Origin of the sequence: Stieleria bergensis, from assembly GCA_007745635.1 — a bacterium.
Classification (GTDB): domain Bacteria; phylum Planctomycetota; class Planctomycetia; order Pirellulales; family Pirellulaceae; genus Stieleria; species Stieleria bergensis.
The window spans coordinates 5,216,560-5,229,494 of sequence record CP036272.1; the positions used below are offsets into that span (position 1 = coordinate 5,216,560).

Below are 12,935 nucleotides of genomic sequence, written 5' to 3' on the forward strand. Positions count from 1 at the left end.
CGTTTCCTAAGCGGTTGGATGACCCCACTGGTCGCCGTGAATCGCGTGGCTGGTAACCGCCGTTTCGGCGGCGTCCAAGTGGGCGGCCAGGGCGGTAATGTAGGCGGCTCGGTCTTCGTCGCTGGTGAATTCGAGCGGGCGTTTGGTTTGTAGGTCGATCATGGATTTCATGTGATGCGATTCCATGAACCGAGTCAGGCCGTCGAGCATGCTGCGGATCGCGTCGGGACCTTCGCGGTAGATTGCCGAAGTGACCATGGCGACGTCGGCTCCGGATAGCAACGCCTTGATCAGATGATCGGCGTGGCCGAAGCCACCGCTGGCTGCCAAAGGCATGGCAGGACAATAGCTGTGAACCTGCATCAACGCGTCGAGTGATTCGGGTTCTTCGTCTGACTTGGTCAATCGCCATCGGCTTGCCAGTCTCAATGTGTCCAGACACAGATCGACGGTCGGGGCGCGGCCGTGCAGGACCATTCCAGACGCACCCGACAATAGTTGGCGGGCGATGTGTGGAATGCTAGTGAAATTGCGACCGAGTTTGACGAAGAGGGGAATCTGTACCGCCGCCTTAAGATCGCGAACCGCGTCCAGGATGGTGGTCTCGATTTCAGCAGAGCTTTCGTAGTTTGCCGCTCGGCCATGATGCACGTTCAGTTCGATCGCGGCGGCACCGGCTTCCTGTAGCTCGCCCGCGAAATCCATCCAGCCGCCGGCGGTGAATCCGTTCAAGCTGGCGATGATCGGAAGATTCCCCAGTGTGCTGGAGCGGTTGACCAACGCGAGGTAGGACTCCGCGTCCGGGCATGCCCAGTTGTACGCGGTGCGTTTGGATTGAGCCAGAATCGCCCTCTCGCGATCGGTGATTGGACGACCGATCTTGATGCTCCACTCGATCACCTGTTCTTCAAACAGCGACGGCAGCACGATCGCACCGGCTCCCGCGTCCTGCATAGCCCGCCGCGTGTGCTCGTTCATCGACATCGGACACGCGCCCACGATGACCGGCGACGTCAACGGAAGCCCGCCGAAGTTGGTGTGCAATTGAAATGACATGGCGAACGACCTCGAAAGTAGAAAAGGTGGAGTTACAACCGATCGGCGATTTGCACAACGTCCGGCATGTCGACAACGAACGTCCGCTCGATGTCCGATAGTGGTTCGTGATGAGTGATTTGGTGATCGAGCACATCGAGGTCAGCGTCGGACGCGTCGTCGTCCCGTTCGATCCGGTCGGCGATGCGTTGACGCAGCGTTTGTGGATCGCTGTGGCAATCAAGGATCGCAAACGGGACACCTTGTCGCTGGGCAATGTCATGAAATCGCTGACGATCGGCACGTTTCAAAAACGTCGCGTCGAGGATGACGCTGTAGCCAGCGTGAAGAATATTGCTTGCAAGTTCGGTCAGTCGTGCGTAGGTTCGCTCGTTCGTTTGGGGGTCGTACATCTTCGATCGAACGTCCGCTGACGGTCGGTCCGTCGGCGACAAACCGAACAAGCGTTTGCGTTCGATGTCGCTGCGAAGTCGAAAAGCCTCGTGGCGCTGCACGACGGCTTCGCTGAGTGTGGTCTTCCCGCTGCCGCTAAAACCGTGCGTGATCCAAAGTCGTGGAGACTCTCGCAGCGTGAATCGGTACGCCAATTCAAAGTGTTCTTGGCGGTCTTGTTCGTCGCCACGCATCGACGCCGCCAATCCGCGGACCAACGCACGATAAAACAGAAACAGACGTAGCAGGTCGAGCGAACCATAGTCGCCGGTGCGTTCCAGGTAGGCGTTCATGAACGAACGAGAAAGATCGAGGTGACCACGCGCGGCAAAGTCCATCGCCAGGAACGCGGCATCGCTGAGGACGTCGATCCATTGCAAGCGTTCGTTGAACTCGATGCCATCGAAGGGAATCAATTCTCCATTCCACTGCACCACATTGGCCAAGTGCAAATCACCATGACAGGAACGAATGAAACCGCCTTCGATCCGCTGGGACAGAAGGTCCAGATGATCGCGAAAGAACTCGTTCGACCAGTCATGCAGCACCTTCAATATCGCCGCTTCGCCGGGCGTCGCATCACGCTGTAGTGTTTCGATGATCTCGTGAACGTTGCGAACCAGGAAGTCCGGCCACTGTGCCGCGATGCGGTCGTGACCGACGTTGGCCGACTGGTGAAAGGTCGCCACCGTCTCGGCCAAGCGAAACACCTCGGAGGTCGTCATGCGGTGCGATTCGATACGTTCGCTCAACAGCGCTCCTTCGGGGAAACGCCGCATCTTGACGGCATATTCGATCGCTTCGCCTTCGCCGTCGACTTCGAGACGCTCGCCGTCAGACGTGATTGGCACGACGCCAAGATAAAGGTCGTCCGCGTATCGAGAATCCAGTCGTAGTTCTTCCTGGCAGTAGTGCTGACGAAGTCCCAGTGTGCTGTAGTCCAGGAAATCCGTCTTGATCGGTTTCTTGACCTTGTAGGCAAACTCGCCGGCCAGGAAAACGACCGAAATGTGCGTTTGATGAACAACTACTGGTTTAGGTACCTCGTGCGGATAGGCGTCAACTCGACGCAATTTGTCGACAAATGCTTCGACCGAGATCAGTGCTTGAGTTGACATGGTCATCGAACCATCCTGAAAAGTGACGCCAGCGGACACGACCGCGATGGGTGGGGCACAACCAATCGTTGGATCGGCCCGCTGACGTTGGGGCACGGTTAGGAAGGTCGCTACTTGACCTCCAACTTCACAAGCTCAACGCGGTGTTTCCGCATGTAGGAATGGCACTCGACGCAGCGGACCGTCAACGCGACATAACCCATCGCCGCGCGGTGGATGTCTTTTTCCGCGGCGGCTTCGGCGACTAAATCCGCGGCACGTTGAAAGTCACGGCTTTGCGAAGCGTACTCTTTGGTTTGAATCACGTTCCAACCAGACTCGGTGCTCAGTAAACGCAAAGCCCTCGCGTTACTGGCGATCTTGTCAAACTCCTCCAGCGTCAGACCTTCCAGAATGGCCTTCGAGCGATCCAACTTCATCCGCATCAAAGGCGTCAGGTTGGATGGCGGTGCGGCCGTCGAATCCTGGCCGGGCGGGTCGGCCCGAAGGACACAAACCATCGCAAGAGAAGTGATCAAAACGGACAATATCAACATGCGTTTCATGGGGGGACTTACAGTAGAGGCAATGGTTGGTCTTCTTCGGTCAAAAGCGCTTCACTCATTTCGACCGGCGAAACAAAACCGTTCGGCTTCAACGCAAGCAGCGAACACGTTGCATTGGGTATGACGGTTTCGGCGGTGTTGCCGATCAGGAATCCGGCGACTCCGGTTCGGCAAACGGTGCCCATAACCAACAAATCCGCCTCGACTTCATCAGCGATGTTGCGGATCACCGACGCGGGGGAACCATGCCGCAGATGAACGCGAATGTCGTGTGCATCCGCGAAGGGTGCTTGCAACAGTTCATCCAGCGCTTTGTGGACCTTGGCTTCGTGATCCTTGCGAATGGAATCGACGGCGTCGTCACCGGCGTGACGTCGCATCGAATCCTCCATCCAAATTTGCCAAGCTGCGACGACGTGTAGTTGGGCGTTGTCTCGCTGGGCAATCGAATACGCGAGTTCCAGGATCTGGCGATTCAGATCGGTGTGAGTCTTGTCTTCGGATTCAACATCAATGGCCGCAAGCACTTGATCGAATTCGCCATGAATCTCCGGCTTCAACAACCAAACAGGGCACGGGCAAAGACGCAGCAGTGACTTTGCGACGCTGCCGAATAATCGACCCGCCGCCGAGAATCCATCCGCCGTCTTGACCACCAAATCGTGGTCATCGTTGACGACCTGCCGAGTGATCTCCGTCGCCGGATCACCGATCGCAACCACGACATCCAGCGGTACTGCTGTGTCCGAAAAGTCGGCGGCGATGTCAAGCAGCTTTCGCCGGCGGTCGGCGGCGACCAGCTTTTCAAGCTCGTCGGGTTTGGCAATGTCGGTCATCATCCCTAGTGCTTTGGGAAGCGGTTTGACAACGTCCATCAACGTCAGTCGGGCTTTGTTTTCCAGTGCCAGCGTCGTCGCCCGCGTAACCGCCGTTTCGGGCTGTTCGGTGCCGGCATAGACCAAGATGTGCTTAAAGTTTTGCATCGGATGTTCTCGGGCTAAGTGGTGGCGGTCTCGGTTTTCTGCGTTGACTTTTTCACACCCTGAATCATTCGGTTGCGAGTGATCCAGACGCTGCATGGGGCGTGGCGGAGCACGTAACGCGTCATGCTGCCCATTAGCACGCGGCTCAACCTGCTGCGAGGCGTTTCTCCGACGACGACCAAATCGACATCGTTGCCTTCGAGGTAATGCACCAAGCCTTCACCGATGTGATCGAAGTGAACTAAATGACCGGTCGCGTTGGGTGCGACTTGGTGAAGTCGCCCGGCCGCCTCTTCTACGAAGTCTTTGGAGGGGCCTTCGTAGGGCACGTCATAAAAGCCGGGTTCGTAGGTCACCGAGACCACTCGCACGTCGGTCTGGCCGGTCCAATCAAACTCCGCAAACTCTTCCATGGCGGCCTCGGCCGGCCCACTTTCTTCATAGCCGATCGCGACGCGAAGTTGTTTTCGCTGAGTCAGCGCATCGGTGGGACGCGCCACCAACACGCTGCACGGGGCATGCGTGGCGACGTAGTCACTGGTGCTGCCCAGCAACATGCGAGCGACCGATGAGTGACCCGTTGCACCAAGGACGATCAGTTCCGGTTGTTCTCCCTTGGCGATCGCCACGATGGTCTCGGCCGGACTGCCTTCGCGGACGACGTGCCGAAGATTGACATCGGCTCCTTCAAACAGGGCAGCGATTTCAGCATACGCTTGGTCGGCCGATTCACGTTCGCGAGCCAAGCAGGTTTCGATCCAGTCGCCGACCAAGTAGGTCTTGTGCGTGCCGGGAACGAACAACGCGCTGACGATCGTCAGTTCAATCGTTTCATCATGTGGCAGGTGGGCCAGGAATCGAGCGGCTTGCAGAGAGGGTTCCGAGCCGTCGGTGGCGAGCATTATCTTTTTCATGGCAAACTCCCGTGGTTGCAAGAATGACAACGCACTCGGGATGCCAAAACGCTTTCTCAACAAATCGAGCCAATGAACCGTGCTCCGACGCACAGGTGGGCGGGTTGGCTCGCGGGAATGACCAATCAAGCCACGGAAAAGTGTTACGAACCTTGTGGCCTTCCGTTTGCTTGTTCATGGAGACGATCGTCTACCATCAACAAGGATTTCGCCCATGACCCGCCTCAAGAACAAATCTCCCGAGCAACGTCAAATCGAATCCGATCACTTCTTTGCCGAATTGGAACAGCAGATCGTCAAGCAACTTCGCGAGGATGCCAGCAGCCCCGAAGGTCGCGAGGAGCTGATTCGCAGCACCGGCATTCACGATACCGAATTGATTGACGAGCTGGGCAAATTGGGTGTGACGGCCGACGGGCTGATGGCGTTGAGGTTGTTCCCGCTGGTGCTGGTCGCTTGGGCGGAACAGAACGCCGACGCGAGCGAGCGTGACGCCGTGATGACGCAGGCCGTACGACAGGGCGTTCGCGAAGACTCAACGGCGTGGGTTCTGTTGGATCAATGGCTGCAAAAACGTCCACCCGGTATCGGTGTCGATGCCTGGAAGCGATACACACACGAGATGTTCACAGAGATGTCCAACGTCGCGCAGAATCGCTTGATCGAATTGACCGAGAAGCAAATGACCAGCGTCGCCAAAGCATCCGGTGGTCATCTCGGATTCGGCAAGGTCTCCGCCAAGGAGAAAGCGATCATCCATCAGATCATCGAGTCGATGAAACGGCAACGATAGAGTCACCGCGTCTTTCTAGCCGTGAACGCCACGTCGGCCTTCGTCTTCTTCCCATTGTGTCGGCAGTTCGGGATGTGGCGGGTGGCCGGCTTCACGGTGGTGAAACGCGTTATGCTTGCGATAGTAGCCTTGGCAGTCCTCTTCGCGACCACGGACGATACGGAACCCTTTCAACTTGCCGAATTGGGAAGTGATGACTGTCCAGCAACCATGGGCGTTCGCGTCGTCGCGAAAGACAACGACCCAATCGTGAGTCGCGTTCTGCTGATGAGCCTTGGCGGTATTAGAAAACATCGCGGTGTAATGCCGGCCGTCACGCTCGGTGTGCATGATCGGCAACCATGATTCGCGGTCCGGGTTGTGTTGCGACGGTGTGATCTTGGCCAGACTGCCGGCTTCGACCCGCTCGCGATACTCGCGGTCGATGTCCATAATTTCGTCGACGGGAATCGCATCGAATTGATCGACCGATCGCTCGGTCATGGCGTCGTCGGCACTGCGATGGGCCAGGCACGCGCGGATCGCTTCGACTCGTTTCTTGCCGAGACCAGGGACCTTCAACAGCCGACCATCGTTCGCAGCCGACCTCAATTCCGCGAGCGTTTCAACGTGCAGGTGCTCATGAATACGATGCGATAGCTGAGGCCCGATGCCCGGTAATGTCGCGAAGAAGTGTTCCGCTTGTGGTTGTCCCTGCAATCGGTCCAGCAACGGTATCCAACCGATGCGGAGCGACGATTCGATCAGACTGGCGATTGAATGACCGATCGTCGGAAGAGCAATGAGTCCTTCCAACCCTTCGTGCTCAATTATCTCGCGTACCGGCGTGGGAAGCTGAGCGGTCGTTTCGGCAGCGGCCCGATACGCTCGCACGCGAAATTCGTTTGCTTTTTGTTCGGCCAACAGATCGGCGATTTGCCGCAACTGGTTCGCGATCGCCTCGTTCTCGTGCAAGCCTTCAATTTGCTCGGCCGCATGAATGGGATCCGACGATTGAATGACAACCATGACGCTCTCCAGGAATCAAGTTTGGTGTCCGTACGCGTCGCCGGATTGCGGCGACACCTCGGGCGTGGGATCAAAATAGGTCTCGCTGCGAGTGAGCGGATCGATGTATTCCATTCGCATGAATCGTTCTTCGTTGACCGGTTCGACCGGACGGGCAGCCAGGAACTCTCGCAACGTTTGATGGTGGCTCCACTCGACATGACGGCGAATCCCGTCGACGATTTCGCGAATCGCGTCGGGGCCGTGGCGATAGACGACCGAGGTCACCATCACGACATCCGCACCGGCGATCATCGCCTTGATGGCGTCTTCGCCGGTTGCCACGCCGCCACTGGCGGCGATCGAAGCATCCGGCGTGGTGGATCGCGATCGAACGACGCCTTCCAAGATGGCCCCCAAAGAATGAAGCGGCGACAGTTCCCAATGAATCGTCCAGTGCATCCGGTCGACACTCACGTCCCAGTGCGGTGTGTGCGTGAACAACACCAACCCGTCGCAGACCGCTCCATCGCCATCATCAAGCGTTAGTTGTCGCGCCATCGACGCGAGATTCGTGTATCGCTGCGAAATCTTCGCAGCGAGAGGAATCTGCACCTCGTCGCGGACTTGCCGCACCATATTGCACATGCGGGCCTCGGCATCGTTGGATGTTTCTAGTTCGTCATAGACGACCTGTTGCAGATTGAATTCGATCGCGTGCGCGCCCGCCGATTCGATCTCCTTCGCAAATCCAAGCCACGCGCCCCCGGATGATCCGTTCAAACTGGCAATGACCGGAACGTCGAACAGGCTGCGAAGTTCCTCGATTGTTTGCAGGTACCCATCCGCACCGCCGTTATAGTGATTTTGTTGGGGTTGATAGCCGCTATGTGACAGAGCACGCAGCGGATCGTCCGTCTTCATGCATCGGTGGACGATCTGTTCTTGCAAGATCGACGGCAGCACGATCGCCCCGGCACCCGCTTGAATCAACTGCCGCACGGTTTCGGGTTCTTTGGTCAACGGACAAGCACCGACGACGACGGGCGTGGAGAGTTCGAGCCCGAGATAGTCGACCGAAAGTTCACCAGACATGTTTGGACTCCTTGAGATGAGATGGCGATTGCATCACCATCGAAACGCAAAGCCCGTGCCCCGGCCTTTTGATGTTAGTAATGATCCTGCGGGCGCGCCGGTGTGACACGGTGGATCACATCGGTGAGCACCCTGGCACCGGGCAAGCTCGAAACAACGACAATCTCGAATCGGCACACGCGTTGCCTTGGTTCAGCATCAACGGCGACGATGCTTTGATCGCCGTGTGCATCAACCGATTCAAGGAGAAAGAAAAATGACTGGCACGCTCAGCAAACGAAATGGCCGCGGACTCTCCATGCCGGCCTTGGAAATGTTTCCCCAATTTCGCTCCATCGAAAACATGATGTCACGCATGTTTGATGATGGCGAAGACGGCTGGATGGGCGGAGCGATGGCTCCGACTCTGGACGTATCGGAAACGGACAACGAAGTCGATGTGAAGATGGATCTGCCTGGCATGAAGCCTGAAGAGATCGACATCCAGGTCCACCAAAACGTGCTCACCATTCGTGGCGAACGCTCCGAGGAAACCGAAGAGAAGGACCGAACCTACCACCGCGTCGAACGACGTAGCGGTTCGTTTGCGAGAACGGTCTCACTGCCATCCGCGGTTGACGAAGACAATGTCGATGCGAACTACAAGGACGGCGTTTTGATCATCAAAATGCCAAAGACCAAAGAAGCTCAAGCCAAGAAGATCGCCGTGAAGGCGTGACCTCGGCTTGATGTAATGACCATCTCCCAAACTCTTTCAGAGCTTAGTTCCATGCCTGCTTCCGCTCGACGATTGATCTCCAACATGATCGACGACCTCAAAGAAGAACGCGACGAGTTGGCGTTGCAAGTTCATCTGGGCAAACAAGAAGCCAAGAGCGAACTGAAGCGGTTGAGCAAGAAACTCAATGAACTGAATCAGCGATCCGAACCGCTGAAAGATGCGGTGGAGGAATCCGGCGAGGATGTTTGGGTCGCGTTGCAATTGCTCGGCGATGAAATCAAAGAGGGCTATCAACGCATTCGCAAGTCACTTTCTTAAATCTCAATTCATTCATTGGAGAAAACGATGCGTGCTTTTGTCTTGCTTGGTGTCTTCGCATTGACATCGCTTAACATCATTCCAACTTCGACGCTGGTCGCCGACGATGAAATCGTTGATGGCAAGGGCCAGAAGGTCGTCGTTCATCTATCGCACTTCACCGACGATTTGCACCGGTGTTTCATGGCGGTCAAGGTCGCCAATTTGATGCAGGAATATGGTGCCGACGTAACGATGTTCGTTGACTTGGAAGGAGTCCGCATCGCGGAGCGAAAGGAACACCTGAAGTTCACATGGGGTGAAGGTTCGCCAACGCTTGCTGAACTTTATGACAAATTTGCCAAAGGTGGTGGCAAAGTCATCGTTTGTCGTCACTGTGCCCAGTCAGCCCACATCACCGATCCGGGCTTGAAACGCAACGCCCAGATTGGCACGACAGCGACGCTCGGGAAATTGTTGATTGAGGCCGACAAGGTGATGGACTACTAATGAGACTTGGTGTGCTTTGCAGTGGCGGCGACGCGCCGGGGATGAATGCGTGTCTGCGATCGGTCGTTCGTGCGGCGGCTTCGGACGGCCATGATGTCATCGGTATCCGCCGAGGCTACGAGGGACTGATGAACGCGGACTTCTTCGACAGCGAGCTTGGCGTGGGCAAGATGTCACCACGCAGTGTCTCGCATATTCTCGAACGCGGCGGAACGATCCTGAACTCGTCGCGTTGCCCGGCGTTCGCGACACCGGAGGGTTTGAAGGTAGCGGCTGACGCTCTTGATCGTGCCGGGGTCGACGCCCTCATCCCGATCGGTGGTGACGGGACATTCCGTGGCGCGGTTGCTCTCGCTGAACATTGGAAAGGTCAGATCATTGGTTGCCCCGGAACGATCGACAATGACCTCTTGGGCACGGATGCCACGATTGGATTCTCAACGGCGGTTGCCACAGCCGTCGATTGCATCGACAAACTCCGTGACACGGCCGAGAGCCATGAGAGGCTTTTTCTGGTCGAGGTCATGGGACGGCATTCGGGACACCTCGCATTGGCGACGGCATTGGCTGCGAGCGCGGAGATCGCTTGCGTTCCAGAAGAGATCGTTGATGCGGTCGCCATCGCCGCGCGGGTTCAAGAATTGCGATCGCTTGGCAAGCAGTCCATCATCATCGTGGTTGCGGAGGGCGACGAGCAGGGCGGCGCTGTCGCCTTGAACGAAAAGCTTTCGCTCGCTGACTGCCCCTACGCGACGCGAACAGTGATTCTGGGGCACATTCAACGTGGCGGCAGCCCCACCGCCGAAGATCGAGTCTTGGCGACGCGACTAGGCGATTTCGCAGTGCGATCCATTGTCGATGGAGCAACCGGCATGATGGCGGGGGAGACATGCGGCCACTGCTGTCTGGTCCCCCTGGAAGACACCTTCAGTACGCATCGCCCGCTTCCGGAACACCAAATCGAACTGCTTGATCGAATGTCGTGTTGAAGGAAACTTCGACCATCGGTACTTCAAAGCACTGACTCGCAGGCCGATTCGTCGATGCGATCCGGTTCCTTGCTCTTGCCAGTAAATCGGTCAAGCAAGCGATATAGCTTGCGGCGATGGATGCCCAATTTTCGTGCGGCACCAGCTTTGTTGCCGTTCTCCGATTCAAGCACCTCCAAGACGTGCACGCGTGCCACGTCGTCCAATTTGTATTGCGAATCGCCCAGCATGTCTCGGGGATGAGGCGGATCGGGTTCGACGGTTGCATCGACGTTGTCGGAGGCGGCCGCCGACTCGGGAGCATGACCGTGGTCGACGATCTCGGACGGAAGATCGTCCAGCGTGATGTCGAATTCGTCGGCCAGAATCGTCGCTCGCTCAATCACATTGATCAATTGGCGAATGTTGCCCGGCCATGGATACGCGTTGAGGGCTTCGCGTGCGGCATCGTCAAGGTGGTGCGATTTCGGCAGAAAGTGATTGATCAGCCGGTCAATATCTCCTTCGCGCTGACGCAGCGGCGGCAATGAAATCGACAGCACATTGATACGATAGAACAGGTCTTCGCGGAAGTTGCCGTTGTCGACCTCGGTTTGCAAATCCCGGTTGGTCGCCGCGATGATGCGAACCTTCACCTTGCGTTGACGATGGCATCCGACGCGTCGCAACGAACCGTCTTCCAAAACACGCAACAGTTTGGGTTGAAGTGAAGGTGGCAATTCACCAATTTCGTCAATGAACAGGGTTCCGCCATCGGCGATCTCAAACAAACCCGGCTTCTCTGCGGTTGCACCCGTGAAGGATCCCTTCTGGTGACCGAACAGTTCGCTCTCGACCAGATTCTCGGGTAGCGCAGCGCAGTTGACGGTGACGAAGGGCTTGCCCGCGACTCGGCTAGCTTGCTGGATCGCTTGAGCAACGACCTCTTTCCCGGTACCGCTTTCACCTTGAATCAAGACCGGTTTGTTGGTCGGAGCGACCTTGTCGATCATCTTCGCGACCTCGCGCAGCGACTTCGACTGACCGATCATTTTGGCCGCCGGCCGCGTCCGCGAAATGACCGCCTTGAGCTGCTTGTTTTCCTTCTTCAGGTCGCGTCGCTCGCGGGCGCGAAAGCAGTGATATTCCAGATCGCCCAGTGCACACGGCTTGCTCAGGAAATCACACGCTCCCATCTTCATTGCCGAGACCGCCGTTTCGACGGTTCCCTGTCCGGTTAGCATGATGACTTCGATGTCGATGTCGTCCTGATGGACCCGTTGCAACAGTTCCAGCCCCGACATCCCCGGCATGTTCATATCGAACACGCCCACGTCGAACGATTCACGCTCCAGCAACCCCAGCGCTTCGGCCGCGTTGGACACGTCGGTCACGTCATGTCCCTTTCGGCTCATCCATTTTGCCGACGATCGGCGTGAATCTTCCTCGTCGTCGACCAAAAGAAGTTTGATGGGTGTTTCGGTCATGCTGAATTTCCTTGATTAACAAAGTGATACCGAAGCCCGTTGCGAACCGCGTTCCTCCCCAGTTTGCGTGGAATATGCGTGCACATCCGCGCACGCGTGCGTCGGTGCACTCAGTTTAGTCCTTTTCGTACCCGGGCAACTCCGACCAAGGACGACCGTTTTCTCGGAATTCAATCAGCTTTTGCAAGGCTTCACCCTGCTCTTGCTCCGCCATGACTTTCAAATGACTCAGCAACGATCCGCAAGCCGCGGCGTGGTCCAAGCCGTGGTGCAGGCGTTCTTTCAGGTCAGCGATCTGCACATCAGTCAGATCGGCATCCGGGGCGAGTTCGCGAATCTGCAACAACGCTCCAAGAATTTCCAAATGCTCGTCGTAGAGTTTGCCGGTGTACTCCTCACCCCGCGACTCGCCGACTTTGGGATACAGAAAAGTCTCCTCAAATGCGATGTGAGGACCAGCCAACTCGTCGAGTTGCTTGGCCTCTTTGGCCGCGTTGGAAAACTTTTTTTCGTCCAGCATCTTGAGCAGACGTGCGTAACCGCGCGTCAGCGTGCGGTGGTCTTCCACAAATGCGCGCTGAAGTTGTTTCCAATTCGTTTTCATGAGCCTTTCCCTCTTTGATCAGTTCATCTTGCAAACCGTATTCCCAGTTCGGTTTCGGTATGGCTTCGCACCGCGTTGGAACACCACGTGCATTTGTTCGTCGATCATGTGCCGACTTTATGGATTTCGATCGAACGAACCGACCAAGGTGGAATGCACCTTGGTTCACGCTCAGAACGCGCTTCTGATTCAAAGTCGCTCGGACGAGATCGGTCGAGCCCATTCCGACGGGTGGGGCATCGGATACTACGAAGACCAGAATCCACACGTGGAGCGAAACGCTTCGGCGGCCCATCACGGGCTGCATTTCAGCAACGCGGCCGAGCGAGTCTATTCGCCAACGGTGATCTCACACGTGCGGCTGGCGACCGTCGGAATCCCGACCGTGGAGAATTGCCATCCATTCCGTTTCGGCAACTGGGTGT

General features: G+C 56.9%; 16 protein-coding genes. 7 read left to right on the forward strand and 9 right to left on the reverse strand.

Annotated elements, in window-relative coordinates; all coding sequences use genetic code 11:
* Window positions 1-6: 6 nt before the first annotated feature.
* The 5 genes from SV7mr_RS18235 to SV7mr_RS18255 all read right to left on the reverse strand — a co-directional run bounded on the left by SV7mr_RS18235 (window position 7) and on the right by SV7mr_RS18255 (window position 5,048).
* On the reverse strand, window positions 7-1,056 hold the full coding sequence (locus SV7mr_RS18235; RefSeq protein ID WP_145275422.1) for a dihydroorotate dehydrogenase-like protein: 1,050 nt from the start codon (window positions 1,054-1,056) through the stop codon (window positions 7-9).
* Between the two features lie 32 nt (window positions 1,057-1,088).
* Window positions 1,089-2,612 carry a bifunctional aminoglycoside phosphotransferase/ATP-binding protein gene (locus SV7mr_RS18240; protein WP_145275424.1) on the reverse strand — a complete coding sequence of 508 codons (1,524 nt, stop codon included), beginning with the start codon at window positions 2,610-2,612 and terminating at the stop codon, window positions 1,089-1,091.
* Window positions 2,613-2,716: 104 nt separating this feature from the next.
* A complete protein-coding gene (locus SV7mr_RS18245) occupies window positions 2,717-3,151 on the reverse strand; it encodes a hypothetical protein (protein WP_145275426.1) in 435 nt (144 codons plus the stop codon).
* An 8-nt stretch (window positions 3,152-3,159) separates the two neighbouring features.
* Complete coding sequence (locus SV7mr_RS18250; RefSeq protein ID WP_145275428.1) at window positions 3,160-4,134, reverse strand: universal stress protein; 975 nt, start codon at window positions 4,132-4,134, stop codon at window positions 3,160-3,162.
* Between the two features lie 14 nt (window positions 4,135-4,148).
* Window positions 4,149-5,048, reverse strand: coding sequence for a universal stress protein (locus tag SV7mr_RS18255; protein ID WP_145275430.1), 900 nt, complete (start codon window positions 5,046-5,048; stop codon window positions 4,149-4,151).
* Between the two features lie 214 nt (window positions 5,049-5,262).
* Between SV7mr_RS18255 and SV7mr_RS18260 the strand changes: the two genes are divergently transcribed.
* Complete coding sequence (locus tag SV7mr_RS18260; protein ID WP_145275432.1) at window positions 5,263-5,841, forward strand: hypothetical protein; 579 nt, start codon at window positions 5,263-5,265, stop codon at window positions 5,839-5,841.
* A gap of 15 nt (window positions 5,842-5,856) precedes the next feature.
* Here SV7mr_RS18260 and SV7mr_RS18265 read toward each other — a convergent pair whose 3' ends face one another.
* Together SV7mr_RS18265 and SV7mr_RS18270 are read right to left on the reverse strand one after the other, a co-directional pair.
* Complete coding sequence (locus tag SV7mr_RS18265; protein WP_145275434.1) at window positions 5,857-6,849, reverse strand: helix-hairpin-helix domain-containing protein; 993 nt, start codon at window positions 6,847-6,849, stop codon at window positions 5,857-5,859.
* Between the two features lie 15 nt (window positions 6,850-6,864).
* Window positions 6,865-7,923, reverse strand: a complete 1,059-nt coding sequence (locus SV7mr_RS18270) for a dihydroorotate dehydrogenase-like protein (protein WP_145275436.1) — start codon at window positions 7,921-7,923, stop codon at window positions 6,865-6,867.
* A gap of 71 nt (window positions 7,924-7,994) precedes the next feature.
* Between SV7mr_RS18270 and SV7mr_RS18275 the strand changes: the two genes are divergently transcribed.
* From SV7mr_RS18275 to SV7mr_RS18295, 5 genes are read left to right on the forward strand one after another with little or no spacing between them, the layout of a single operon-like run.
* Complete coding sequence (locus tag SV7mr_RS18275) at window positions 7,995-8,183, forward strand: hypothetical protein (protein WP_419187580.1); 189 nt, start codon at window positions 7,995-7,997, stop codon at window positions 8,181-8,183.
* A complete protein-coding gene (locus tag SV7mr_RS18280; protein ID WP_145275440.1) occupies window positions 8,180-8,641 on the forward strand; it encodes an Hsp20/alpha crystallin family protein in 462 nt (153 codons plus the stop codon). The genes SV7mr_RS18275 and SV7mr_RS18280 overlap by 4 nt, the downstream gene beginning before the upstream one ends.
* 51 nt (window positions 8,642-8,692) lie before the next feature.
* A complete protein-coding gene (locus SV7mr_RS18285) occupies window positions 8,693-8,962 on the forward strand; it encodes a hypothetical protein (protein WP_145275443.1) in 270 nt (89 codons plus the stop codon).
* Between the two features lie 27 nt (window positions 8,963-8,989).
* Window positions 8,990-9,451 carry a DsrE family protein gene (locus SV7mr_RS18290; protein ID WP_145275445.1) on the forward strand — a complete coding sequence of 154 codons (462 nt, stop codon included), beginning with the start codon at window positions 8,990-8,992 and terminating at the stop codon, window positions 9,449-9,451.
* On the forward strand, window positions 9,451-10,440 hold the full coding sequence (locus SV7mr_RS18295; RefSeq protein WP_145275447.1) for an ATP-dependent 6-phosphofructokinase: 990 nt from the start codon (window positions 9,451-9,453) through the stop codon (window positions 10,438-10,440). Before SV7mr_RS18290 ends, SV7mr_RS18295 begins: the two co-directional genes overlap by 1 nt.
* A gap of 23 nt (window positions 10,441-10,463) precedes the next feature.
* Here SV7mr_RS18295 and SV7mr_RS18300 read toward each other — a convergent pair whose 3' ends face one another.
* The gene (locus SV7mr_RS18300) at window positions 10,464-11,906 is read right to left on the reverse strand and encodes a sigma-54-dependent transcriptional regulator (RefSeq protein WP_145275449.1); all 1,443 of its coding nucleotides are present in this window, start codon (window positions 11,904-11,906) and stop codon (window positions 10,464-10,466) included.
* 115 nt (window positions 11,907-12,021) lie between these two features.
* Window positions 12,022-12,510, reverse strand: a complete 489-nt coding sequence (locus tag SV7mr_RS18305) for a hemerythrin domain-containing protein (protein ID WP_145275451.1) — start codon at window positions 12,508-12,510, stop codon at window positions 12,022-12,024.
* On the opposite strand from SV7mr_RS18305, the gene SV7mr_RS18310 reads away from it, so the two are divergent.
* On the forward strand, window positions 12,509-12,935 hold a 427-nt coding region (locus tag SV7mr_RS18310; protein ID WP_419187581.1), incomplete at its 3' end, for a class II glutamine amidotransferase. The genes SV7mr_RS18305 and SV7mr_RS18310 overlap by 2 nt on opposite strands.